Origin of the sequence: Aquirufa ecclesiirivi (genome assembly GCF_011250515.1) — a bacterium.
GTDB classification, from domain to species: Bacteria; Bacteroidota; Bacteroidia; order Cytophagales; family Spirosomataceae; genus Aquirufa; species Aquirufa ecclesiirivi.
In genome coordinates, this window is sequence record NZ_JAANOP010000008.1 from 57,833 (window position 1) to 84,160 (window position 26,328).

Below are 26,328 nucleotides of genomic sequence, written 5' to 3' on the forward strand. Positions count from 1 at the left end.
AATCACTATCGAATCTGCTGACCAATAGAGAAAGTGAAGGCCTGACGTCCAAAATCAGAATCTCCTGGTCTAGGCTTATCAAATCCAAAACCATAATCTATACCGATCATACCAAAGGCTGGCATGAAAATACGTGCTCCAAATCCTGCTGATTTATATAAATTAAATGGATTATAATCAGATAAAGTAGAGAAGTTGTTTCCACCTTCAGCAAAACCTAATACGAAAATGGTTGCTGATGGATTCAAGGAAACTGGATAACGTACCTCCATAACAAATTTATTATAAGCTACCCCTCCATTACCATAAGATCCAGATGGTCCAATAACACGATCCTTGTAACCTCTTAAACCAACAATATCACGGTTGAAAGAGAAACCTTGTACCATTCCAGATCCACCTAGGTCAAATCGCTCAAATCGAGTGGTTTCTTTTCCTCCATATGAACCCAAAAATCCTAAGTGTGCACGTGTGTGTAAGACAAATTTTCCGGCCAAAGGACTAAACCAGCTAGCATCCAACATCCATTTATGGTACTCGATGAGTTGGCCCGTTTTATTCCCTCCTAACAACGAGTAGGGAGGTGTTAATGATGCCGTCATGGAGAAACTAGAACCCGAACGAGCAAACGTAGGGTTGTCAATACTATTTCGTGAGAAATTGGTCATGAAAGTTACCGAAGTGGATATACCTTGTGGATATGCCCATGTATAGTAACGATCTACATCATATTGAGAAAAAGATAAAGAATGACTCAAAGAAAAATAATCATCTGGCCATTTCAAACGCTTTCCTAAACTGAAAGTAATGCTATTCACATTAAAGTGAGCCGACAACAAGGAATCAGGCACCGAATAACTTTGATAGCCTCCATACGCCCCTCCATATCCACCATAACCACCATAGCCGCCGTATCCACCATAACCTCCTCCAATGCCACCTAAGCCGCTACCATAGCCTCCGCCTCCGTAACCTGTTGTTCTAAACTGGTATGGATATGAAATACTACGGTTCAATGCAATAGAGAATGAATTGGGCTTCTTCCCTCCTAACCAAGGTTCTGTAAAAGTCAAACTGTAATTTTGAAAAGCTGCACCATTCGCTTGAAAACGAACAGCTAATTTCTGTCCATCTCCCGCAGGTAATGGGCGCCAAGCGGCCCAATTGGTTAAATTTTTGGCAGAAAAGTTATTAAATACCACACCCAAAGTACCTACAAAACCCACATAACCTCCCCAACCTCCGGATAATTCAATCTGATCAGAAGGTTTTTCTTCTACATTGTACTCAATATCTACTGTACCATCGGCTCTTGGCTGTGGGTTAGGACTAATCTTTTCAGGGTTAAAATACCCAATTTGAGATAGTTCTCGAACGGTACGAATAATCGCGGACTTGTTGAATTTTTGTCCTGGCAAAGTACGAATCTCACGCATAACCACATGGTCAGAGGTTTTCGTATTTCCATTCAAAATAACCTTATTGATCGTCGCTTGCTTACCTTCCGAGATTCGAATGGTTAAATCGATTGAATCTCCTACAATGGCTGTTTCTACTGGTTCGGCATTGTAATATAAATAGCCGTTATCCATGTACACAGAACTCAAATCCTCACCTGGATTACCACCCATTTTTTTATCGAGTTCTTCCGTATTGTATACATCCCCTTTCTTAACGCCTAATACATCTTTCAATACAGAATCTGGGTAGATGTAATTACCATCAAAAAAGATATTACGGTAATAATATTTACGTCCTTGAACTAATTTGACTTTTAGATTTACCGATGAATTATCTTGACGATACACCGAATCTGAAATCAGTTGAAAATCACGAAAACCCAATTTATTCATGGCTGCCAAAAGCTTCTCCTTATCTTCATCCCATTTCTTTGGTACAAATTTGGATGGCTTAAAAATACGTCCAAAACGAACTTGCTTGGTATTCTTAATTTTCCTCAAAATAAGGGAACGCTGAGCTGGCTCTATTCCGTCAAGAATGATTTTATTAACCTTTACTTTATCACCTTTATTGACCGTAACAATCAAGGTAGCATTATTTCCTTTTGTAGTATCCGTTTTTACAAGCGATTTCGTGGTAATATTCAAACGACCTTTCTCTTGGTAGTATTTACGAATAACTAATTCCAGGTTTTTACGAAGTGTTTCCGTAATAATTTTCCCTTTGTAGGCCTTTACTTTTTCATTTAAAGTCTCTCTTTCACCTTTTCTAATGCCATCATATGTAATGGCAAATAAACGAGGTCTTTCTTTCAATTGGATGCGCAACCAAATTTTATCTCCTTCTACTTTCTCCGCAAAAATCTCGACATCTTCCAAAATTCCTTGATCCATAATTTTCTTAATGGCGGAAGCAATGGCATCTCCTGGAACTTTGATTTTATCTCCAACTTGCAAACCCGAAATATTCACCATGGAATTACCATCGTAAAACTGAGATCCCGAAATAGAAATACCTCCAATGGTGTACTCCTGAGGTACAGAATAAGAAAAACTAGGTTCAGAGCTCGTAGGTGTGGTGGAGAATAAGCGTCCACCTAAGCCTTGAGCTGATAAGCCCTGACTCATAAAAACCATCAAACTAAAAAACAAGCCCAATGATTTCCATTGTAATTGGCACGCGTTAACTCGATTCATTAAATATCTATTTTTCATACGAAGCCTTAGCCTTCACTTTTAACTTGTTCACTCGTTTTTCCAAAGCGTCTTTCACGCATTTGGAAATCAACTATTGCCTGATGCAAATGTACTTTTCTAAAATCAGGCCAAAATAAATCTTCAAAAATATACAATTCAGCATAAGCCAATTGCCACAACATAAAATTACTAATACGATGATCTCCGCCTGTTCGAATCATTAAATCAGGATCTGGCATTCCAGCGGTAGATAATTGACTATCCATCATGGAATCATCTATTTCGCTAGCTGTTAATTCTCCTTTTTCAACTTTCTCCGCCAACTTTTGGGCCGCTTGAACCAAATCCCACTTCCCAGAATAAGATAGCGCTAACACCAACGTTAAACCGCTATTATCTGCCGTTTTATCCATCGCAGCCTTTAATTCTTTCTGCGATTTTAAAGGCAAAGAATCAATATTTCCAATGGCCTTTAAACGAACTTGATTCTTCATCATGGTGGGTAATTCCTCATTGATGGTACTAACCAACAAGCTCATTAATGCCATGACTTCCGCTTTTGGTCTATTCCAGTTTTCCGTGGAAAAAGCATACAAAGTCAAGTATTTAACCCCTAACTCTCCACATCCTTCTATCGTTTCCCTAACTGCTTGAATGGCATTTCTGTGACCAAAAATTCGATCTGTGAAACCCTTCTGTTTCGCCCAACGACCATTACCGTCCATGATAACGGAAATATGGGCAGGAAGATTGTTAAGGTCAATAGATTCTTTCACAAATAGGGCAATAATTATTCGAATAAAACAAAGTGGTAAAGATAGCTAATTTGAACACCTATTCAAAATACTAGGATTAATCAATAGACTTTGGGACAAAAGATGGATTGAATAGTATATGTGACAGAAAAACCCAGATGTAAATATTGGTCACCACCTTCTAAAGTGAAGCTATCCATATTGCCATCATAAGTAGCTACTTGGTCTAATTTATCAGAAAAGACTTTTCTGCTTCCAAATTCACCACGAACTCCCCAATTTTTATTGATTTGAAATTTCACTCCAATCCCATAAGGAATTGCGGGCGTCAAAAAAGCATCAATTTTATCAGGACTGGCAAATACAGCGGATAAGCCCCCGTAGAAATAAGGTGTCCAATTGAAATGTCTAGGGTTTACTTCATAGTCCAGAAAATTATAGTCGACAATTCCTGAAAATTCAGTGATGGAGGTGGCAAAAATAGAAGCATCCGCTACTTTTCCGTTCGGTGTAATCACAGTAGGTGATGTTCCTATTGGAAATAAAGTACTTGGTCGATTGGCAATATTACCTTGAATTCGGCTCACCAACATTTGAAAACGATACGTAAAGGCATGTCGCTCTTGATATGAAACAAATAGGTGTATGGCGGGTAAAGTTTCTTTCAATTCCGGCACACTTGGTCGATATCCCCAATCTGCCAATTCTCCTTTATAGGCTGTCGCACCAAATCCAGCTCCCCAGGTCCATCTTTGCGCTTGTAAGTCCCAAGGTGCGACAAACAAGAAAACAAGAAGACACAGTAAACCTGCCTTATGTCGTTTTAGGGGTATTATCGTGGTAGCGGAGGACAATCAATCTTATTTTTTAAATGATAAATCAAGCGAATTTGAGTTGTAAAATACTGATCGGAACCTTTAGCAATCAAGGGTGGATTACCTGACCCCGTAAGTAAATTGGGTCTACGATCTGCCAAAGTATTAGCCGCGAACCACTCTGTTGAACGGTCGGTAATTAATGAAGTTACCGCAGGAACATTCACTCGGTTATCTGAAACATCATCCAAATAATCTGAAAAAGCAATACGATATCCAAAATCAAAGCCTATATCAAAGGATTGATTGAGTTTGTAACGAATTCCAAATCCGAAAGGTACAGCACCTGTAATTTTAGAATAATCTACTCCTTCGGTTTGTAAGGATTGTAAATCTGTATTCCAATCCTGTTGAACAGGAGGAACAGTCGTTGAAAAATCGGTCTCATGCAATGCGGGTCTCCTTGTGGTTGGATTAAAATACACCCCAGAAAGTCCTAGATATACATATGGCGACAAAGTTCTACGTTTAGGTAAGTTCTCCTCGTTTCCTAAGATTTCATAAATACCAATCAAAGACAACTCTTGCATATCCGTTCTAAAATGCAAGTTTCGTGTATAGCTTGGTTCAAAGCGTCCAGCTGGATCAAAATAATTATCATCCGCAGCTAAACGTATGTACGTGAAGGACCCTTGGATACTAAAATGCTTTTTAAAATGACGCGTATATTGCACTCCTGCATTCCAACGTAACGTCTTTCCTCCCACATCCATTAAGGTCATGGCTGGAGCAATATCACCTAGATATGTCGATGAACCTGCCCCAAAACTAAAGGATGAATGCGCCTTAAAGGGATTTTTCGGAGCTGCTTTCTTGTCATTTTGACCCAAAAACCAAAATTGAGCCTGAGTAGATGCCGAAGCAAAAAATACAATCAAAATACATAAGCTGAAGAGTCTGAACATAGATGTTTCTACTGGTTAGATCATAAAACGCTAATACTCCCTCAAATGTTGTAATAAAAGGCGATACGAATATACAAATTTATGGCTTGTATTAAAAGTTAGCCCCTTATTGGACGATCATCCTTTTGTGCGTAGAAAGCCCAGAAGAACTGGACATATGCACTAAATATATCCCAGGTGTTAAGCCTAATGCATTCAAAGTCAACTGATAAGTGCCTTGAACCCTGGTACCCCGAAATAATGTCAATATCTCTTGTCCTTGTAAATCATACAAGGTAATTTTTATATCCAACACGGGTTTGTAAATGGCATATTGAATGACCGTATAATCAAATACGGGGTTGGGCATGGGCGAATTAACTTCCATTCCCAAAGTATCAGGCAAGGCATCGGGTGAATTCTTAAAAATAGGAACCCGTTCAAATGTCTGCTTAAATAATTCCTGTGTTTTAACAGCATCCAAACCCAAATGATCTCTCAAAACAGTGCTATAAATTTGCCGATAATCAAAATTATACCGCAAATCTCCGTTACTATCTAAATTGGTCAAACTAGGATTTGAGCCAATCAAGCCTCCTCTAACCGTATTTCCTATAAATAACATAGGAGCCGCCGTACCATGGTCAGTGCCTTGAGTTCCATTTTGATTCACCCTTCGACCAAATTCAGAAAAGGTCATTACTGTAACGGCATCCGCTAAACCTTGATTGCTTATATCATTCTGAAAAGCAGAAACAGCTTCCGAAATGGTCTTCCACAAATTGGCATGTTGTGTTTTTTGGTTGGCATGTGTATCAAATCCTCCAATATTGGCCAAATAAACTGGGGTTTCTAAGCCACCCGCTACTAAGCGCGCAATGATGCTCAATTGCTTAGCTAAATTAGTATTTGGATAGGTATAAGCATTTTTAGCTTTGTTTGCTGCATCACGAATAACCGTCGAATATTGTATGGATGAACTAGCGATTTGCTTTAAAAAAGCTAATTCATCTCCTGCCAAAGTAGCGGGTGGTAATTCGGAATCAGCTAAAGTTCCAGAAACCAATTGATAAAACAAATTAGGATCTTCAAAAACCGTTCCTACCCTACCCACATCGGTTTGGAATAATAATGATTCCACCGAACCCAGTTGAATCGCCATGGGGTCCTTCGGCAGTTTAATGGGATATTCGGGATATTGCATTTCTAAAAAGCGACCAGCCCAGCCTTCATCCAAAACAGTAGCTGCATCCGAACCTGTATTCCAAATATCCGTAGCTCTAAAATGGGAACGATTGGGATTGGCATAACCTACACTTTGTGTAATAGCCACCTGGCCTTTGTCGTACAATGACTTCATACTCATCATCGCTGGATTCATGTACATGCCCTTGGACAAAGGTAGTGCATCCGCTTTCTTGATGGATATATCAGGTCTTTTCGAGAAATAATTATCGTCCTCTGCAGGGATAATCGTATTCAGTCCATCATTTCCCCCATTCAGTTGGATGATGACCAATACCTTCCCTCTGGCAGCACTAGCAAAAGGCACAGCACCAAATGCCTTTCCTGTGAAAGATCCTAATCCCCAGGTTACCCCACCACTCAGTAGAGCCATTTGACGTAAAAACTGCTGACGGCTTAGTTCTTTTTTCATTTTTATGCCAATTGATATTCAGGTAGGCGCATCATAGCCTTCAAAAACTTATTAATTCGGGCGTCGGCATTGGGCGTGTAAGTAGACCAATTGGCAGCAATGGTGCCGTCCAGTAGCACTTCCAATAAAAACGCCTTTCTTGACTCTGTGAGAGGGAAACGAATGAACAGTTTAACCATCTCTTCTACAAACTCCTTGGGTTTTTCAGCATTGGAAGATAATCTGGCAAATGCGATGGGGTCTAATTTTCCTGTGACCGTTGCCCCGTTATATCGCTTTCCACTCAATAATGAATCCGTAAACCCTGCTCGATAAGAATAAGTTGTAGAACTAATCCAATCTCGTTGGCCTTCCCAACCAGACACATCTGGAGGTTGAAACAATTGCATTTGCAGTATGATAGCCATATCATACCAATTTTGAAGATCAGGATTTTTTAATTCCAATTGCTTGGCTGCACCTACGATTAACTCCGTCGGACTTTTAATCTTGGCGGCCATAATTTCTGGTTTATAAAATTCTTCGGACGTAAATAAGAATTTTAAAAGAGGCTTTAAAACAAAATTATTTTGGCGTAAAACAACAGCCATTTTTTTTACAAAAACTTCGTCTACTTTATAAAAGACAAATTCTTTGTAGATCTTCCGACATATGAATTCTGCTGCTGCAGTTTGTGTAAATATATGATCGATTAAACTGTTGTTATCAAATTTAGCCGTTTTACCTAAGACCGTGACAGTGGCTTCTCGGTACCAGCGGGTGGCATCAAAAACAGCCAATAATCCTCTAACTTGCCAACCCGAAAAAACCTTAGCGGCTTGTTTAATATCATTCTCTGTATAGTTGCCGATGCCCAAGGTAAAAAGCTCCATTACTTCTCGGGCATAGTTTTCGTTGGGGGAAGTACCCCGACTATTATTTCCATCCAAATAAATTAACATGGAGGGATCTATACTAATGTCTTTGACTAATTGTTTGAAATCTCCAAAAGCATAGGTTCGGAACAATTGATTCTGTTTGTATACATACTGCGGATAATTTACCTTTTGCCTTTCATTGGAAAAGTGGTTGTGCAAAAACAAAACCATTTTTTCTTGCATACTCAGAGATTCGTTGAGCATTCGACTATACCACCATTTGGTTAATTGCACAAACCATGGTCCCGCCATATTTCTGTCCAATTGGCTTTGTTCAGGTGTTAGATTAACCCAAGTATCTGGAGGAGCAGGAATAGATAAATCCTTTAAAATGGCTAGGTCTAATAAATCTTGGAAATTTCCATAACCCATAGCACGTTCAAAATCCGATTTGGAATAACCGAATAATACGCGTGATAGCAAATGTGAAACATGGGTGGTATTCCAAGTCAACATGGTATCCTAGATTTAATTGTATTTCATATTGACCATGAAACTCATGAGAGTAAATAAGCTTAAAGTAGTTCGTAATAATAAGGCAATCTATTCTAATTATCAATTATTTGATAATTAAACTTGTCATTTTTCTATATTCAATTTGATTTAGGAACTAAAAAAAGTGACTTACCGTTTTGATTAGGTTCATTCATTAAAAATTTAAAAGCAACAGTCGAATTTATCGCTTTGAAACGAAAAAAAATGACTTGATTTGCGAGAATAATCCATTTATCTATGTCACAAGCCTATAATCCACCACGAAGAGCTCCTCGTAAAAAATTAAAAATGCCTTTGTTTGGCAATATGGGAAGTGGTAATTCCAATCATGGAGACAATATGGAATGGGGAGGTAAAAATTTCACCAAACTCGTCTTTATTGTTGGAACCCTGGGCTTATTGGCCCAACTATATTTACCGAATCTTTGGTCAGAAAAAATGTATGATACTCAAAGTGAATTGATTGATTTGGATTTAGATGGCTCCATTCGTAAAAAATATACGGATGCCACTAACCCCAATGATGTACATTATATTTTGGTTGTCAAACAAAAAGATGGAACACGTCGTAAGTTAGATTTACATATCGCAGACCCTGTGTTTTTTGACCAAGTAGCTGTTCCACAAAGGCTTAAAAAAGCTAGTGGTTCGCTGGATGTTTTGGTCACACGTTTTTCAAAGCCAGATACCACACTCACAATTAAATTTAAGCCATGATTTCTCTAAAGATCAATCGTATTTTGAAGCATCGTATCACCGCTTAGGTTTAAGTCTAGCGTTTTTTAGAGATTAATTGGTAAATTGCATATTCAATTTTAAAATGGCCTAGGTAGGCACACATTCTATACAATGTTATCCATCTTCAGCAAAACAGTAACCAAAATATTTGGAACCAAGTCGGAAAGAGACATCAAAGCCTTGATGCCGATTGTCGATAAAATAAAAGAAGAGTACGCACGCTTGACGAACATCTCAGACGATGAGTTACGTCAAAAGTCGGCGGACTTCAAATCCCGTATTCAAGCATTTTTGGCGGATATTGATTCCCAGATTAACACCTTACATACTCAAGGTCAGGCGACAGAAGACATTGATGAGAAGGAAAAATTTTTCCAGGAAATAGACAAATTAAACCTCGAACGTAATAAGCAATTGGAGGTTGTTTTAAACGAAATTCTTCCAGAGGCTTTCGCTGTTGTGAAAGAAACCGCACGTCGATTTACCGAGAATAAACAATTGGTTGTTCAAGCCACCATAGAAGATAAATTCATTGCCTCCAAGAAAGCGAATGTCAAAATAGAAGGTGACAAAGCCATTTGGGCGAATACCTGGGATGCCGCAGGGAATACCATAACTTGGGATATGATTCATTACGATGTCCAATTGATTGGTGGTATCGTATTGCACCAAGGAAAAATCTCAGAAATGGGTACTGGAGAGGGTAAAACGTTGGTTTCTACGCTTCCTACCTATTTAAATGCCTTGGCTGGTCGTGGTGTACATATTGTAACAGTTAATGATTATTTGGCCAAACGTGACTCCGAATGGAATGCCCCTTTATTTGAGTTCCATGGTTTGAGGGTGGATTGTATTGACAAACACGAGCCCAATACGGAAGAGCGAAGACATGCTTATGCTGCGGATATAACTTATGGTACCAACAATGAGTTTGGCTTTGATTATTTGCGTGATAACATGGCGCGTAGCCTTGAGGATCAAGTTCAAAGACCCCATCATTTTGCCATGGTGGATGAGGTTGACTCCGTTTTGATTGATGATGCTCGTACACCTTTGATCATATCTGGCCCAATCCCTCGCGGAGATGAACAGGAGTTTGACACATTTAATCCACGTGTTCAGAAATTAGTAGAAGCGCAAAAGCAAATTGTGCAAAACTTCTTAGTGGAAGCAAAAAAACAAATTACTTCAGGTGATAAAAAAGAAGGTGGATTGGCATTATTTAGAGCTTTTCGTGGTTTGCCAAAATCAAAACCTTTGATTAAATTTTTATCTGAATCAGGCAATAAGCAATTACTTCACGAAACCGAATCCATCTATTTGGCAGAGAATCAAAAATTGATGCCTCAAGCGGATTCCCCTTTATTGTTTACCATCGAGGAAAAAAACAATCAAGTCGAGTTAACGGAAAAAGGTTTGGAATTCATGAGTGGAAACACAGAGGATCCTAACTTTTTCGTTTTACCAGACTTATCCATCGACTTAAACAAAATTGAGAAAAACAAAGAGCTTTCTGATGCTGATCGTTTATCTCAAAAGGAGCATTTAATCCGTGAATACAATGATAAGGCCAGCCGAATTCATACCGTTAACCAATTGCTGAAAGCCTATGCTTTATTTGAGAAAGATACCGAATACATCATCGTAGATGGTAAGGTAAAAATCGTGGATGAGCAAACGGGCCGTGTCATGGAAGGTCGCCGTTATTCAGATGGTTTACATCAAGCGATTGAAGCGAAAGAAGGAGTGAATGTGGAAGATGCATCACAAACGTATGCGACCATTACTTTACAAAATTACTTCCGTATGTACCACAAATTAGGTGGTATGACAGGTACTGCTGAAACGGAAGCGGGTGAGTTTTGGACGATTTATAAATTGGATGTTGTTTCTATTCCAACGAATCGAGTGATTCAAAGAAAAGATGCGGAAGATAAAGTCTACCGTACCGTTCGAGAAAAATACAATGCCGTTGCGGAAGAAATTCAAGAATTAGTAAACCAAGGTCGTCCTGTACTAGTTGGTACAACTTCCGTTGAAAACTCGGAATTGATCAGTCGACTGTTGACGATTCGTAAAATTCCACATAATGTATTGAACGCGAAGCAACATGCGCGTGAAGCGGAGATAGTGGCTGAGGCAGGTCAATCGGGTAAGGTGACGATTGCAACCAATATGGCTGGACGTGGTACGGATATTAAGTTAAGTCCTGAGTCGAAAGCTGCTGGTGGTTTGGCCATCATTGGTACAGAAAGACATGAATCTAGACGTGTCGACAGGCAGTTGCGCGGTCGTGCAGGACGTCAGGGAGATGTGGGTTCATCACAGTTCTTTGTGTCTTTAGAAGATAATTTAATGCGTTTATTTGGTTCAGACCGAATTGCAAAAGTAATGGATCGCTTGGGTATGGAAGAGGGTGAAGTTATTCAGCATTCTATGATTACTTCGTCCATTGAAAGAGCTCAAAAGAAGGTAGAAGAAAACAATTTTGGAATTCGTAAGCGTCTATTGGAATACGATGATGTGATGAACTACCAAAGAAATGCCATTTACAAGCGACGCCAAAATGCCCTTTTAGGAGAGCGTTTATCTTTGGATATCATCAATACGATGTTCGATGTGTGCCAAGATTTGGTAGGTCAATACACATCGTACAGCGAATTAGAATTAAAGGTAATTGAGTTATTGGGTATTGAGCCTCCATTCGCTGAGGAAGATTTTAATCGATTGACTTCTGATGTGAAGATTGAGCGCTTATTCTTGGCTGCGGAAGATCATTACAAGAGTAAAAATGATGGCATAGCTAAGCAAGTTATTCAAGTGGCGCAAGAGGCATTACGCCAAGGGTATTCAGGTATTCAAGTTCCTATTACAAATGGCAACTGGGTAACAGGTGTGGTGGTGGATGCTCAAAAAACGATCGATTCTCATGGGAAAGAAGTAGTTAAAGAGATGGAGAAATTCATCACTTTGACTTTAATTGACCAAGAATGGAAAGAGCATTTACGTGAAATGGATGATTTGAAGCAGTCTGTTCAGAATGCGGTATTTGAACAAAAAGATCCATTATTGATCTACAAATTTGAAGCCGTCAATCTATTCCAGCGCTTTGTTTCTCGGGTGAATGTAGATACCATTAGTTTTGTTTTAAAAGCTGAGATACCGGAAATACAACAAACAAACCAGGCACAGCAAGCGCCAAAAGAAAAAGCACCTAAATTACAACTGAGTAAGGATGAGGCAATCTCTTCCCTATTAGGCGGTTTAGCAGGTGGACAAGGAGACGAACAGCAGGAATACCATGACCCTAGTTCACGTAGTGAAGAGCGCATTGCTCCCCGTCATGCTATCAAAATTGCAGATCGTAATCAGCGAGTTACGGTGCAATACCGAGATGGTTCAACGAAGGAGCATGTTAAATACAAAACGGTGGAGCAAGATGTGGAAAGTGGTGAAGCCGTTGTAATCGCCTAAAAAGCGAATTATCTTGAATAGGTGGTTAGTTTTTAGCACGATGATAGGCTGAAAGACTAACCACTTTTTTTTATGAAGTATAGTATTAAAGATGCTTAATTTTATGGTTTTGTTTAAATAGTTAAACAATTATCTAAATAATAAAATTCTATAAACCCATTTAACTACATTTATGCCCTTCAAAAATCAAATTTTAACAGATCCTCTTAAAGGTGATATTTATGAGTTTTTAGAAACAGCTCAAGATAGTCAAGGAGAACGAGTGAGCATCAAAATGACCGTCAAGACGAAAGGGCAAATAGTTCCCATGCATTTGCACATGCTTCAAGATGAACACTTTACGGTATTGAGCGGTCAACTTACTGTACTACACGAAGGCAAATCTCAAGTATTACAAGCTGGAGAAAGTATCAGTTTAGCAAAAAAGGAGGTACATAATCATTTCAATAATCATGATGAGCCCGTGGAATTCATTCAGACTGTCAGTCCAGCCTTGGACTTTGATTATTTCATTGAAAATCTAATTAATTATACGATAGACCATCAGATTAAGGGAGGCAAATATGGCTTGATTCAACAATTGGTGACTTCCAAATATATGGATAGTAAAAGTTATGTAGCAGGTATTCCTATTCCGGTTCAAAAGTTATTGATGAATGTGGTTGGTCCTATTGCGAAGCTATTTGGTGTGAAAGCTTTGTATGCGGAATATTGTGGGGTAAATAAATAAAAAATTAACGCATTTCTAACGCTGGCAAGGTTTGGAACCTTGACAGCGTTGCGTTAACGATTAAATTTTCACATATATTGTCCAATATATTGATATTAAAAACACCTTACTATTGCAATGATAATCAGACATTACTACCTTATTCCACTATAAAAAATAGATTCAGAACATGTGAATACAAAACTTCCAAGAATAGTATATTGCAGTCATGTGATCAATCCAATAACATGAAATATAGCCTATACCTATTTATACTCATCAAATTCATTCTCCAATATACGCTCATTGATTCAAGCTATGACTTACAAAGAGATGAGTATTTACATCTAGATCAAGCCCACCATTTGGCATGGGGATACATGTCGGTGCCACCATTCACATCTTGGATATCCTGGCTTATATTACAATTGGGCAATCAAGTGTTTTGGATACATTTCTTCCCGGCTTTATTTGGAGCATTAACTATTGTAGTCGTTTGGAAGACGATCGAATCATTAGGGGGTCGACATTTTGCTTTGTACTTAGGTGCCATTTCGGTGTTACTCTCCGCCATTCTACGTTTAAATACACTTTTTCAACCTAATTCATTTGATGTGTTGGCATGGACAACGTGTTACTATTTAATCATTCGATTTATACAAACAGATCAATCCAAATGGCTATACTATTTAGCTATCGTATGGGCATTGGGCTTTTTAAATAAGTATAATATCATCTTTCTAGTTTTGGGTCTTTTACCCGCCATCATATTATCCGAACATCGTAAAATATTGGCTCAAAAGCGTTTTTATATTGCCATGTTCGTTGGCCTATTAATCATTCTGCCCAATCTACTTTGGCAATACCAACATCATTTCCCTGTAATTCAACACATGAAACTATTATCCAAGATTCAATTAGTTCATGTTAACCGCTTGGATTTCTTATCATCTCAAATTCTGTTTTTTGTTGGATCATTTTTTGTTCTCATTGCCTCAATTTGGTCATTACTATTTTATCCTCCATTTAAAAAATTTCGATTCTTATTTTGGAACCTGATTTTCACATTAGCTATATTCACCTATTTTAAGGCCAAAGATTACTATGCCATTGGCCTTTATCCTATCTATTTGTCTTTTGGCTCTGTTTATATTGCTTTTGTCCTACAATCAGGATGGAGAAAATATGTGCAAATCATTGCTTTAGCATTACCATGTTTGGCCTTTATACCCATGTATCAGTACATTTTCCCCAATAAATCAGCTAGCCTGATCATTCAGGATCCAGAACCATACCAGAAATTGGGTCTTCTTCATTGGGAAGATGGCAAAGATCACCACTTACCTCAGGATTTTGCCGATATGTTAGGCTGGAAAGCATTAGCTCAAAAATTAGATTCGGTCGTGGCAACTCTTCCTCCATCAAGCTTAGATAGTACCATCATCTTATGTGACAACTATGGACAGGCTGGAGCAATCAATTATTATACTCAAAATAAATCCATCACTGCCTACTCCATGAACGCTGATTATGCCCAATGGATACCACTCAAACAACCCATGAAACATGTCATTCTTGTGAAAGAATATGACGACGAAGACCCAAACAGAACAGAAGAAAGACCTTTATTTGATACCATTTATTTGGCTGGAGAACATGTGAATTCGTTAGCCAGAGAACACAAAATATCTATTTATGTATTGAAAAATGCCAAAATCAATATTAACAAACGTGTGCAAGATGAAGTCGATGAAGCCTTACTTCCAGAATAACAAAATAAACTTCTAACGTAAAATGAAACTTCTATTTACTACATTTTGATGAAGTTGGGTAAGCTGAAAATCAAAAAATAGTGCCCCTACCTTATCTATGCATGTATTCGGTATGAAAGAAGTGTCATCCACCTGCTTGGAAAACGTTTAATATTGATTAAATAGGCCATTGGTAATAATTTGTACTAAAGTAACCGCTCAATGACATTTAAAACCCAGAAAATTTGACTTATTATTAGCAAGAAATCAACATCTACCTAATAACCCCATGAAGAGCTTTCACCCCTATTTTTTGCCGACATTACTAACTCATTATCCACAAAAAGCGAGTGAAATCGTGGCAAAGATGGACCGATTATATCCTGAAATCTATGATGTTAGTTTAGCTACTTCAAAGAACCCCATCGACAAAAGACTTTCTTTCAGTGCCTATTTTTTAGCCATGATTCAAAGCTTGGATGAAAAAGGAGAAAGCTATGAGCAGATTCGACAGGTGTGTCTTGAAGTTGCCCATGATTTCGTTCAACCCAAAAATACTTTCCAAGCACTCATTAAAAAATGGCCATCCTACTTCATTCAAACTTGGCTTGGAAAATTATTGGTTCAAAACTTGAAAAAAGAAGCTGAAAAACCTGGTCACCTGGATGGTTTTGTGGCACGTATCATCACTGAAAAAAATGCAACACACGGTTTGGGCTACGGCATTGATATTCTAGAATGCGGTATTTGCAAGCAATTTCAGAAAAGAAATTACCAACGATTTACCTCCATTTTATGCGAGGTGGATCATATGACAACAAGTTTGGCTGGATTAGAAATGATTCGACAAGGCACGATTGCTTTAGGAGCTGAGTTTTGCGATTTTAGGTATAAAAAAATAAGTTAATTTCTCTACCAAAGAACAATATCATCGGCATTTGCCACCTCCATACTACCAGCAGAAGCTGTCAATTCAGACTTAGAACAACGAGCACGTGCAATAGCAATAGGTATTTTATTGACATCCAGTAATTCGATTACTTCTCCCTTTTCAAAATCTCCAAGAAACTCCAATACTCCTACTGAGAGTAAACTTTTACGTTGAGAAACAGCCTTTACTGCTCCTTTATCTAACACCGCTTTACCCCGTATCAAAGACCCCGTAGCCAACCATTTTTGTCGGGCATTAAGTGAAGCCTCTTGAGCTTCAAATACCGTCCCAATCTTTTCATTCAAAGCATCCACAATTCCCTCCCCTTGCTCTAAACCAAATATAACCACCTTGATTCCTAATCGAGTGGCCATCCGAGTAAAGGTTAATTTGGAAATCATTCCACCCAAACCAGAACTGGATTTATCTGTACTTACTACACTTAAGACCTCTGAATCTATTTCCTTAACATGTCGAATGATCTTTCCTTCTCCATCCAAAAGTCCGCCCACTGAAGTTGAAATCAACAATTTACTTGCTCCAAAACCCGTAGCAATCAAAGTAGCTAATTCATCATTATCCGAAAATTTCAACTCCACATTACTGACCACATCATTCTCATTGGCAATAGGAATAACCCCATTTTTCCAAAGTTCTTGATAGGTCTCTTTCAATTGCAAAAACTGACCTCTCTGAGAAAAATGATGTCGTTCACATAAACTTTGAGCAATAGAAATACCATATTTCTGAAAATAATCATTGTACTTGGCTATCAGAATAGGATTACCTACTGCGGCAGCGGCTTTACGTTCCGACAAGCTTCCTTTGTAATTTTTAAAGACCGATTTACCTGCAGCCACGGCCCCACTGGAAACTAATACAATGTGGAATTTCGGCTGTAATTGAGCGACTTGTGAAGCAATTTTTTCCAAGGTTTGCTCATTAACATCCCCATTGGCATGCGTGATGGAAGAAGATCCGAATTTTATTACCAGTATAGGTTTTGACATATGGAACGAAATATTCCTGCAATTTAAGCAATTGAATCCATTCTTAGGAATGTAGCATGAAAATGAAGAATGTAAAATGTAGAATGTAAAATGTAGGATTTTTTTATAAAAAGAAAACTTTCTAAGATTTTGAAATTTTATAGAAGCCATTTAACTTACTGGTATAAGCTTCAACCTACTCATTATCAATCATATGGAAACAGACAACTCGATTAAACAGCAGGCCGACAAATTGATTTTCCTAGGAATATTCTTGTTCTTTTTGGGATTGGTCATAGGGCTATTAATTCCCATTCTAGCTAAGCCGAGAATAGGTTTATCCTCTCATTTAGAAGGAGTTATGAATGGGATGTTCTTGGTCATATTGGGACTCATTTGGAACCGTTTATCTCTTTCCAAATTCTGGTTAAAAACATCTTTTCAATTGGCCATTTTGGGGACCTATCTCAATTTTTTAACCATTGGATTAGCGGCAGCTACAGGTGCGGGGAAATTACTGCCCATAGCAGGAGGAACAGAACAAGGATCTTTTATCGAATCTTTGATTACCATGGGCTTAATTTCCGTGACCATTTCCATGCTCCTTGTTTGCATTTTGGTCATGAAAGGATTGGTCAATCAAAGCTTGAATAAAAGCTAAATTGCATATAAAATTTAATAGTCTTTTCCAGGTAATTCAAATTGGCAAGTCTGTTTAAGGGCCTTGGCCAAGCGACTTTTATATTCTTTTCTGCTGATTTCAATGGCTCCATATCGAAGTACATTATCATTCATAAACTGAGTATCCAATAAGGAATATCCATGCTCACGGAGCATTATCATTAAATAATGAAAGGCGACTTTAGAAGCATTGGATACCAAACTAAACATAGATTCTCCAAAATAAGCACCACCCAAAGCAACTCCATAGAGCCCTCCTACCAATTTTCCGTCTAAAAAGGCTTCTACCGAGTGCGCAAAACCTCGATGAAAAAGTTGGGTATATAACTGTATAATTTCTTCTGAAATCCATGTTTCAGAGTCTGAAGATCGAGGTGCGGCACAACAGCGCATCACCGCCTCAAACTGGGTGTCAATACGTATTTCAAAGAGATGCTTATTGATGACAGAACGCAAAGATTGAGCAGGTTTATAAGTTTCAATCGGAATGATGGCCCTTGGATCTGGACTATACCAATAAATTTCACCCTCTTCTGCCATCGGAAAAACTCCTTTGGTATAGGCGTAAATTAATTGTTCAACCGATAATACTTTATCCTCTTCCATGAAATAATTTGGAGATTATTCGCATTTCCCCGCTGAATTTCTGAAATTGCGAGCTAATTAGGACAAACTTAGGACGAGCATCCTGGTTTACAAAAAGAATGCAGATAAAATTATTATTCGTACATCTTACTTCTCCTATCCGACGAAGGCGACGATACATCTTTAGGGTATGATCCCCTAGGGACCTGAGGAATGCTATTGTTTAAATTTTATCGTCGTTAAGAATGAATCCTTATACTGTTCAAGTTGCTAGTCAAGCCCATTTTGGCCTAGCAGAGTCTATTTGTCACGAAATGGCCGAATCGGCAAAAGCCCGTGGTACGGGTATTGCCAAAAGAACGCCTGAATACCTCCAAGAGAAAATGTCGGAAGGTAAAGCCATCATTGCCACCGATGATGTCACCGGAGCATTTGTGGGTTTTTGTTATGTAGAAACCTGGCAACATGGAAAGTTTGTGGCTAACTCCGGATTGATTGTCAATCCCTCTTACCGACAGTATGGCGTGGCTAAAGCGGTAAAAGCCAAAGCTTTTGAGTTGTCTAGAACAAGGTATCCAGATGCCAAAATCATCGGTATCACAACCTCTTTGGCTGTGATGAAAATCAATTCGGATTTGGGATATGAACCCACCACTTTTTCTGAATTACCCGTGGATGATAATTTCTGGAAAGGCTGTGAATCCTGTGTTAATTACGATATTTTAACCCGTACTGAACGTAAAATTTGCTTGTGTACAGGGATGATTTATGACCCCAATGCAGCCAAGAAAGCCTTAGGTGATTCTGAAGAAAAATGGTTATTCCTAAAAAATATAGCTGATTTCAGCAAATTGAAAAAGATTAAAGAAAAATTATTAATGCCCTTCAAGAAAAAGGGGAAATCCAAATAAACATGAGCAAGCCGAAAGTAATTTTAGCCTTTAGTGGAGGATTAGATACCTCATTTTGTGTCAAATATTTAAGCGAAGAGCGTGGCATGGAAGTGCACTCGGCTTTAGTGGATACGGGTGGGTTTTCTCCTGATGAATTAAAGGCCATAGAAGCCAAAGCCTATGCTTTAGGAGTAAGCTCACACGTTACATTGGATGTCGTGGATTCATATTACCAAGATTGCTTACGTTATTTGGTTTATGGAAACGTATTGAAAAACAATACCTACCCGCTTTCCGTATCAGCTGAGCGTGTATTTCAAGCAACGGCCGTTGCTAAATATGCAGAAAAATTAGGTGCAAAAGCCATTGCTCACGGAAGTACTGGCGCGGGAAATGACCAAGTGCGTTTCGATGTGGTATTCCGTATTTTGGCTCCTGAATGTGAAGTCATTACTCCTATTCGTGATTTACAACTTTCACGTGAGGCTGAAATCGACTTCTTAAAATCAAAAGGTGTGGTTCAAGAATGGCATAAAGCAGCCTATTCCATTAATAAAGGTCTTTGGGGTACTTCAGTAGGTGGGAAAGAAACCTTAACCTCTGATGGGTATTTACCTGAGGAAGCTTGGCCAACTCAATTGACCAAAACAACCCCAGAGAAAATCAGCTTGGAATTTGAACAAGGTGAATTAGTAGGAATTAACGGCAAAAAAGCCCGTTCTAAAGTAGCAGCCATCCGAGAATTGACGGAAATAGCTAGTGCTTTTGCCATCGGAAGAGATATTCACGTAGGTGATACCATCATTGGTATCAAAGGACGAGTGGGTTTTGAAGCACCTGCACCTTTAATCATCATTAAGGCTCACCACAGTTTAGAAAAGCATATTTTGACCAAACACCAGTTGTATTGGAAACAAAACATCGGTGATATGTATGGAACCTTGTTGCACGAAGGTCAGTTTTTAGAGCCTGTGATGCGCAACTTTGAAACATTCTTGGCAGATACCCAAAGTAATGTTACAGGTACAGTACACGTACAATTAAATCCATATCAATTCCACATCCTGGGTATAGAATCGAAATACGATTTAATGTCGTCTGTTTTTGGAGCGTATGGAGAAATGAACAAAGCTTGGTCTGGTGATGACGTGAGAGGATTCTCTAAAATTGTCTCCAACCAAACCATGATACACCGTAAGGTAAACGAAAAATAGTATGGCTAAGATAGGAATTGTAGGAGCGGCGGGATATACAGGGGGTGAATTATTGCGGATTTTGGTCAATCATCCCGATGTGGAATTGACCTGTATACTATCTAATTCACAAGCAGGTAAATTGGTTTCTGATGTGCATACCGATTTATTGGGGAGCACCTTTGCCAAATTCACGGATACCTTAAAACCTGTGGATGTACTTTTTCTATGTTCAGGTCATGGCGAATCAAAGAAATTCTTGGAAGCTAATGACATTCCTTGGCATACTAAAATCATTGATTTAAGTACCGACTACCGGGATGAATCGGATGGATTCGTCTATGGACTTCCAGAATTCCAAAAAGCAAAAATTCAATCGGCACAAAAAATAGCTAATCCTGGTTGTTTTGCCACTTCCATTGAATTAGCGCTATTGCCTTTGGCAGCGGCAGGAAAAATAACTGGAGATGTGCACGTTTCGGCTATCACAGGTAGTACCGGAGCTGGTCAGTCATTATCGAACACAAGCCATTTTTCTTGGAGAAATAATAATATTAGTATTTATAAAGCTTTCACACATCAACACCTGGCAGAAATTGGTCAAACCTTAGCCTTTGAAAAAAAGGCCCCTTTGATCCATTTCGTCCCTTATCGAGGTAATTTCTCTCGGGGAATCATGGCCAATGTATATACTCCTTATTCGGGCACTCTGGAAGAGGCCTTGGAATTATACCATGACTACTATGAGTCCTCGCCCTTTGTCTTCGTATCTAAAGCCAGCATTGATTTAAAGCAAGTGGTCAATACCAACAAATGCTTGTTGCACTTAGAAATCCACCAAGGTCAATTGTTGATTACTTCCATCATCGACAACTTGATTAAAGGAGCTTCAGGACAAGCTGTGCAAAACATGAACATCATGTTAGGTTGGAAAGAAGATGAAGGTCTACGATTAAAAGCCATTGGTTTTTAATCCATGTTACCTAGATTTTCATTCAAAAAACACGTATCATCATGAAATTATTTGACGTATATCCACTTTATCCTATTGAACTTGTGAAAGCACAAGGCGTTACTTTATGGGATAAAAAGGGTCAAACATACACGGATTTATATGGAGGTCACGCGGTGATTTCCATCGGACATTCGCATCCTTATTATGTAGCTAAATTGACCGAACAATTACAGAACATTGGTTTTTATTCCAATTCTGTCATTATTCCTGGCCAAGAAGAATTGGCGGAAAAGTTGGGTAAATTATCGGGCTATCCAGATTATCAATTATTCTTAACTAATTCAGGTGCTGAATCCAATGAAAATGCCTTAAAATTGGCCTCTTTTCATACTGGACGCAAGAAGGTGGTGGCCTTTAAAAATGCTTTCCACGGTCGTACCGCTGGTGCAGTAGCCGTAACGGACAATCCAAGCATTGTTGCCCCAATCAACGACACGTCGCATGTTAGCTTTTTGCCTTTTAATCAAATTGAGGGCCTAGAAGCTGGAATTACGGAAGAAACGGCAGCAGTGATTGTGGAAGGAATTCAAGGTGTTGGAGGTATCCAAGTAGCTGGAACGGAATTTTTAAAGGCTTTAAGAAAACGTTGTGATGAAACTGGCGCTCAATTAATTTTGGATTCTGTGCAATGTGGCTATGGCCGTTCTGGCAAGTTTTTCTCCCACCAATATGCGGGTATTCAACCTGATATGATGACTACTGCGAAAGGCATGGGGAATGGCTTCCCGATGGGTGGTGTATTAATTGCTCCACATATCAAAGCAAGTTATGGACTCTTAGGTACCACTTTTGGGGGTAACCACATGGCATGCGCCGCGGGAAATGCTGTTTTGGATGTCATTAGAGATGAAAACTTAATCGAAAATGCAGCAAAAATCGGGCAGTATTTGATGGATCAATTGAGTCAATTTAGCTCAGTGAAAGAAGTTAGAGGAAAAGGTTTGATGATCGGTATTGAATTCGAACAAGCCGTTGGCCCTATTCGTGATGCTTTATTATTTGATCACCATATCTTCTGTGGATACGCTGGGAAGCATACATTGCGTTTATTACCGAGTTTAGCTGTTGACCAAAAGGTGGCAGATCAGTTTTTAGAAAGTTTGACACAAGTCCTGAAAGCTTAAATTTCGGAGGCTCATTCTGATAAAGGCTTGCTTTTTCATTAGAAATGTGATTATTTTGCGTTTCTTTTGTGAACAGCTAAGGCTCTTAAAAAAAGACATTAAACAACTTATTATACATTATCAATGGCATTAATTACAAAAATTAGAGAGAAATCGGGAATCGCGGCAGCAGCAATCGCCATCAGTTTAATTTTATTTCTCATCGGTAGTGATATTTTCCAAGGAAGATCGTCTTTATTTGGCTCTAATAACCAAGAAGTTGGCGTTATAGCAGGTGAAAGTATATTATTACCTGAATTCCAAAAGAAGGTTGAAGAGGCTACAGCCAATTATACGGCACAAACGGGTAAAGGTCCAGGGGAGCAAGAAGCTACCATGATCCGTGATCAAGTTTGGAACCAATACATCTTAGATATTGCCTACAAAAAGGAATTTGATGCGTTAGGATTGAAAGTTTCTTCGGAAGAATTGATTGATATGGTGCAAGGAAATAACATCCACCCATCAGTTCGTCAGCAATTCACTAATCCTCAAACAGGTCAATTTGATAAGACATTCGTGATTCAGTTTTTGAAAAACTTAAAAACGATGCCGGCGCAGCAGCAACAAGGCTGGGCTAATTTTGAGAAATCGATTGCTCAAGATCGTATTCGTTCTAAGTATGAAAACTTAATCCGTTTATCAACCTACGTCAATACAGCTGAAGCACAAAAAGAATACCAAGCACAAAATTCCAAGTTTTCTGCTCGTTTCTTATACGTGCCTTTCTTCTCGATTCCTGATTCAGCCATCAAAGTAAGTGATGCGCAATTGGAAGAATATTTAGCGAAACACAAAGATCGTTTCAAAGGTGTTAATTCACGTTCTATCCAATACGCTACTTTTCCAGTAGTTCCAACGGCTCAAGATACGGTGGAATTTTACAACCAAATCAAAAAATTAGCGAAGGATTTAGCTGTTGCACCGAACGACTCGGCATTTGCGATGTTGAACTCCGATGTACGTACTCCTTATTTATTGGCATACTCAGAAATTCCTGAAGTGGTTAAATCACAATTAGGCACGTTCCAAGTAGGTGGTATCTATGGACCATTCAAAAACGGTTTGACTTATTCGATTTACAAATACGGTGGAGTTAAAAAAGATAGCTTATTCACTGTTCGTGCCAGCCATATCTTAATTGCCCCAGCGAATAAAACAGATTCTGCTAAAGCACAAGCTAAGCAAAGAGCAGAAAACATCTTGACTCAAATCAAGGGTGGTGCAAGCTTTGAAACGTTGGCTCAATTGAACGGAATGGACGGTACTGCACAAAATGGTGGTGATTTAGGCTATTTCAAGAACAACGGTTCCATGACAAAGGCTTTTGAAAAAGCGATTTTTGGATTCAATGGTGCTGGTTTAATGCCAGGTGTGGTTGAAACTGAATTTGGTTATCACATCGTTAAAATCACGGATGCAAAGACCAATACCGCTTACCGATTAGCTGCTATCAATAAAACCATTGCTCCTTCTCAAGCAACATTAGATCGTGTTTACACACAAGCAGATGCATTTGCTAATGCGAATGGTACGATTGGTGCTTTCGAAGCAGCTTTGAAAAAAGATAAAAATATCATCATGATGCGTGCTGAGCGTTTGTTGGAAAATGCAACCAGCATCAACAACTTAAGCAATGCACGCGAAATTGTTCGTTGGGCATTTGATGAAGGTACATCCGTAGGTGATGGTTCTAAAAAAGTATTTGAGCAAGATAATCAATACATTGTGGCTTATTTAACTGGAAAGACGGATAAAGACAATGTGAAGGTGGATGATTACCGTGAGGGAATTAGCAACTTGGTTCGTGCAGAATTAAAAGGAGAGAAAATCTCAGCTAAATTGAGCGGAATCAAAGGAAGCTTAGAGCAAATCGCACAGAAATATGGTGCTGGCGCTTTGGTTGAAAATGTATCGGATGTAACTTTATCAACAGGTATGTTGAATACAGCTGGTCCAGATGCTGTTGCTCTAGGTAAAATTGCGGGTTTAAAGACTGGCAAGAGAAGTCAAGTATTCACAGGTGATAATGGAGTATTTATTGCTGAAAAAACGGCAGCAGTAGCAGCTCCAGCTTTAGCGGATTATACGACTTACAAAACTCAAATCCAATCCATGGGTATTCAACGTGCTTCTTATTACATCAATGAAGCCATTAAAGACAATGCGAAAATTGTAGATAAACGCTACAAATTCTATTAATCAAAATATCCTTTATCTTTGAAAAGCATTCTGTAAGGAATGCTTTTCTTGTTTGAAACGAATAAGATCCAAATGAAACTGACAAAAAACGGCTTGTGGGCAATCTTGATTGGTGTGGGTATTTTACTCATCGTGCTTAGCCCTCAGCTACGGTTACGTTGGGATTTAAGCGAAGAAAAGAAGTTTACCCTCAGTGAATCATCGGTAGCTGTTTTGCAATCGTTAGATGGCCCCATTTCCATCAAAGTATATTTAGGAGGAAGAAATCTACCCGGTGGCTTTAAAAGACTTGAAAAAGCATTGTTGGAGTTACTGGATGATGTACGTTCCCAAAGCCCGCAGCGCATCGATATCGAGCAAATAGATGTATATAAGACCTATCCTAAGGAGAAAGATCGACAAGCGCTAATTTTTTATTTAGATTCATTGGGCATCCCTCCTACCAATGTCGTAAATCAGGAAGATGGACAACAGGTACAGCAATTGATTTTTCCAGGTATTGTTATTGAGAAGTCGGACCGTCAGGCAGCTATTTTATTACTAAAGGGTAATAAGTTAACCAGCCCCCAAGAAGTGCTGAATCAGTCCATTGAAGGCCTGGAATACGAATTGATGCAGGGGATAAGACAAGTTCAGGATAATCGAGAACGAAAGAAAATTGGTTTCTTTTTAGATCACAGTCAAGTGCCCGCCATCAAACAATTGGATTTGATTGCACAGTTGAAAAAATCTTACGACCTATATCCGGTTGATTTATCGCAATCGCTAACTTTAGATGGCTTAGATGCCATTTGCGTCATACAGCCTTCCATCAAGTTTTCTACAGAAGATCAATATAAAATAGACCAGTTTTTGGTTCAGGGAGGTAAAGGCATTTTCTTTCTAGATGGTGTTAGGATAGATACCTTGGAGAAGCAAGGATTGATTGTTACTCCGCAGGACTTAGGTTTACAGAATCTGTTATTCCAATATGGGGTCAGATTAAATGCCAATTTGGTGAAAGATGCACAATTGTGTGGAGCGATTCCGTTGGCAGTGGGTAATTTTGGTAATCAAGCTAATTTGGAATTAATGCCTTGGCCATCTTTTCCATTACTGAATGGAAATCCGAATTCAGTTATTACGAAAAACCTAGATGCCATTTATGGGCGTTTTGTTTCCAGTTTGGATACGATACAAAGTGGTCAAAGCCTAAAGAGAACAGCTTTATTAAAAACCAGTCCTTATACGCAAGTTCAAAAAACACCATCCACCCTACCCTTCTCGGCTTCTGGCAAAGAATTTGATCCCGCTAAATACCAAGGAGGATCACAAGTGATTTCGTACTTGTTGGAAGGTAAATTCCAATCAGCCTTCACCAATCGGATTTTACCTACTGAAAAATTAGCGAAACCATTCCAGTCAAAAACCGACCAAGCTGGAGCCTTAATCATCGTGGCAGATGGCGATATACCATTGAATGGAATTGACCCTAGCACCAAGGCACCTTTGCCTTTGGGATTTGATACTTTTGCGAAACATACCTTTGCGAATAAGGACTTCGTTTTAAATGCCTTTCATTACTTATTGGATGATCAGCAGGCTTTATTGGCTAGAAATAAAAATGTTCGTTTACGACCTTTGGATAAAGTGAAGGTCAAGGATGAAAAAAGCTTTTGGCAAGGCATAAATTTGGCTATTCCGATTGCTTTTGCAGGAATTATCAGTCTTTTGGTCATACTGTACCGAAAGAAAAAATACAATGCTTGAAACCTTTGGTAGAAT

The 26,328-nt window shown here is 38.8% G+C and carries 20 protein-coding genes; 12 read left to right on the top strand and 8 right to left on the bottom strand.

The features are described from left to right. Positions 1–5: 5 nt before the first annotated feature. The 6 genes from bamA to G9H65_RS10925 form a co-directional block, all read right to left on the bottom strand. The gene (gene bamA / locus G9H65_RS10900; protein WP_235927500.1) at positions 6–2,657 is read right to left on the bottom strand and encodes an outer membrane protein assembly factor BamA; all 2,652 of its coding nucleotides are present in this window, start codon (positions 2,655–2,657) and stop codon (positions 6–8) included. Between the two features lie 26 nt (positions 2,658–2,683). Next, positions 2,684–3,433: an isoprenyl transferase gene (locus G9H65_RS10905; RefSeq protein ID WP_166375371.1), complete on the bottom strand. Its 750-nt coding sequence runs from the start codon at positions 3,431–3,433 to the stop codon at positions 2,684–2,686. A gap of 80 nt (positions 3,434–3,513) precedes the next feature. Then, positions 3,514–4,266, bottom strand: a complete 753-nt coding sequence (locus G9H65_RS10910) for a DUF6089 family protein (RefSeq protein WP_166375372.1) — start codon at positions 4,264–4,266, stop codon at positions 3,514–3,516. Next, complete coding sequence (locus tag G9H65_RS10915; RefSeq protein ID WP_166375373.1) at positions 4,245–5,192, bottom strand: outer membrane beta-barrel protein; 948 nt, start codon at positions 5,190–5,192, stop codon at positions 4,245–4,247. Before G9H65_RS10915 ends, G9H65_RS10910 begins: the two co-directional genes overlap by 22 nt. 106 nt (positions 5,193–5,298) lie before the next feature. Continuing rightward, positions 5,299–6,828: a DUF1501 domain-containing protein gene (locus G9H65_RS10920; RefSeq protein WP_166375374.1), complete on the bottom strand. Its 1,530-nt coding sequence runs from the start codon at positions 6,826–6,828 to the stop codon at positions 5,299–5,301. Between the two features lie 2 nt (positions 6,829–6,830). Next, positions 6,831–8,201, bottom strand: a complete 1,371-nt coding sequence (locus G9H65_RS10925) for a DUF1800 domain-containing protein (RefSeq protein WP_166375375.1) — start codon at positions 8,199–8,201, stop codon at positions 6,831–6,833. A gap of 276 nt (positions 8,202–8,477) precedes the next feature. Between G9H65_RS10925 and G9H65_RS10930 the strand changes: the two genes are divergently transcribed. The 5 genes from G9H65_RS10930 to G9H65_RS10950 all read left to right on the top strand — a co-directional run bounded on the left by G9H65_RS10930 (position 8,478) and on the right by G9H65_RS10950 (position 15,819). Then, positions 8,478–8,957, top strand: a complete 480-nt coding sequence (locus G9H65_RS10930; protein WP_166375376.1) for a hypothetical protein — start codon at positions 8,478–8,480, stop codon at positions 8,955–8,957. Positions 8,958–9,089: 132 nt separating this feature from the next. After that, on the top strand, positions 9,090–12,452 hold the full coding sequence (gene secA, locus G9H65_RS10935) for a preprotein translocase subunit SecA (protein WP_166375377.1): 3,363 nt from the start codon (positions 9,090–9,092) through the stop codon (positions 12,450–12,452). 172 nt (positions 12,453–12,624) lie between these two features. Next, positions 12,625–13,182, top strand: coding sequence for a cupin domain-containing protein (locus tag G9H65_RS10940; RefSeq protein WP_166375378.1), 558 nt, complete (start codon positions 12,625–12,627; stop codon positions 13,180–13,182). A gap of 227 nt (positions 13,183–13,409) precedes the next feature. Further along, a complete protein-coding gene (locus tag G9H65_RS10945; protein WP_166375379.1) occupies positions 13,410–14,933 on the top strand; it encodes a glycosyltransferase family 39 protein in 1,524 nt (507 codons plus the stop codon). Between the two features lie 268 nt (positions 14,934–15,201). Then, complete coding sequence (locus G9H65_RS10950; protein WP_166375380.1) at positions 15,202–15,819, top strand: L-2-amino-thiazoline-4-carboxylic acid hydrolase; 618 nt, start codon at positions 15,202–15,204, stop codon at positions 15,817–15,819. A 5-nt stretch (positions 15,820–15,824) separates the two neighbouring features. Here G9H65_RS10950 and proB read toward each other — a convergent pair whose 3' ends face one another. After that, on the bottom strand, positions 15,825–16,853 hold the full coding sequence (gene proB / locus G9H65_RS10955; RefSeq protein ID WP_166375381.1) for a glutamate 5-kinase: 1,029 nt from the start codon (positions 16,851–16,853) through the stop codon (positions 15,825–15,827). 193 nt (positions 16,854–17,046) lie between these two features. Here proB and G9H65_RS10960 point away from each other — a divergent pair, with 193 nt between their 5' ends. Further along, entirely contained in the window at positions 17,047–17,493 is a 447-nt protein-coding gene (locus G9H65_RS10960; protein ID WP_166375382.1) for a hydrogenase, read from the top strand. A gap of 14 nt (positions 17,494–17,507) precedes the next feature. Here the strand turns inward: G9H65_RS10960 and aat are convergent, their stop codons facing one another. Beyond that, on the bottom strand, positions 17,508–18,119 hold the full coding sequence (aat, locus tag G9H65_RS10965) for a leucyl/phenylalanyl-tRNA--protein transferase (RefSeq protein ID WP_166375383.1): 612 nt from the start codon (positions 18,117–18,119) through the stop codon (positions 17,508–17,510). 224 nt (positions 18,120–18,343) lie between these two features. On the opposite strand from aat, the gene G9H65_RS10970 reads away from it, so the two are divergent. From G9H65_RS10970 to gldG, 6 genes are all read left to right on the top strand, one after another. Beyond that, on the top strand, positions 18,344–19,009 hold the full coding sequence (locus G9H65_RS10970) for a GNAT family N-acetyltransferase (RefSeq protein ID WP_166375384.1): 666 nt from the start codon (positions 18,344–18,346) through the stop codon (positions 19,007–19,009). A gap of 2 nt (positions 19,010–19,011) precedes the next feature. Beyond that, the gene (gene argG, locus G9H65_RS10975) at positions 19,012–20,205 is read left to right on the top strand and encodes an argininosuccinate synthase (RefSeq protein ID WP_166375385.1); all 1,194 of its coding nucleotides are present in this window, start codon (positions 19,012–19,014) and stop codon (positions 20,203–20,205) included. Position 20,206: 1 nt separating this feature from the next. Continuing rightward, positions 20,207–21,157, top strand: a complete 951-nt coding sequence (argC, locus tag G9H65_RS10980) for an N-acetyl-gamma-glutamyl-phosphate reductase (RefSeq protein ID WP_166375386.1) — start codon at positions 20,207–20,209, stop codon at positions 21,155–21,157. A 38-nt stretch (positions 21,158–21,195) separates the two neighbouring features. Beyond that, a complete protein-coding gene (locus G9H65_RS10985; RefSeq protein WP_166375454.1) occupies positions 21,196–22,323 on the top strand; it encodes an aspartate aminotransferase family protein in 1,128 nt (375 codons plus the stop codon). Positions 22,324–22,446: 123 nt separating this feature from the next. Further along, positions 22,447–24,564 (top strand): peptidylprolyl isomerase, encoded by a 2,118-nt coding sequence (locus G9H65_RS10990; protein WP_166375387.1) that lies wholly within the window; start codon positions 22,447–22,449, stop codon positions 24,562–24,564. 72 nt (positions 24,565–24,636) lie between these two features. Continuing rightward, on the top strand, positions 24,637–26,313 hold the full coding sequence (gene gldG / locus G9H65_RS10995; RefSeq protein ID WP_166375388.1) for a gliding motility-associated ABC transporter substrate-binding protein GldG: 1,677 nt from the start codon (positions 24,637–24,639) through the stop codon (positions 26,311–26,313). Positions 26,314–26,328: the final 15 nt, after the last annotated feature.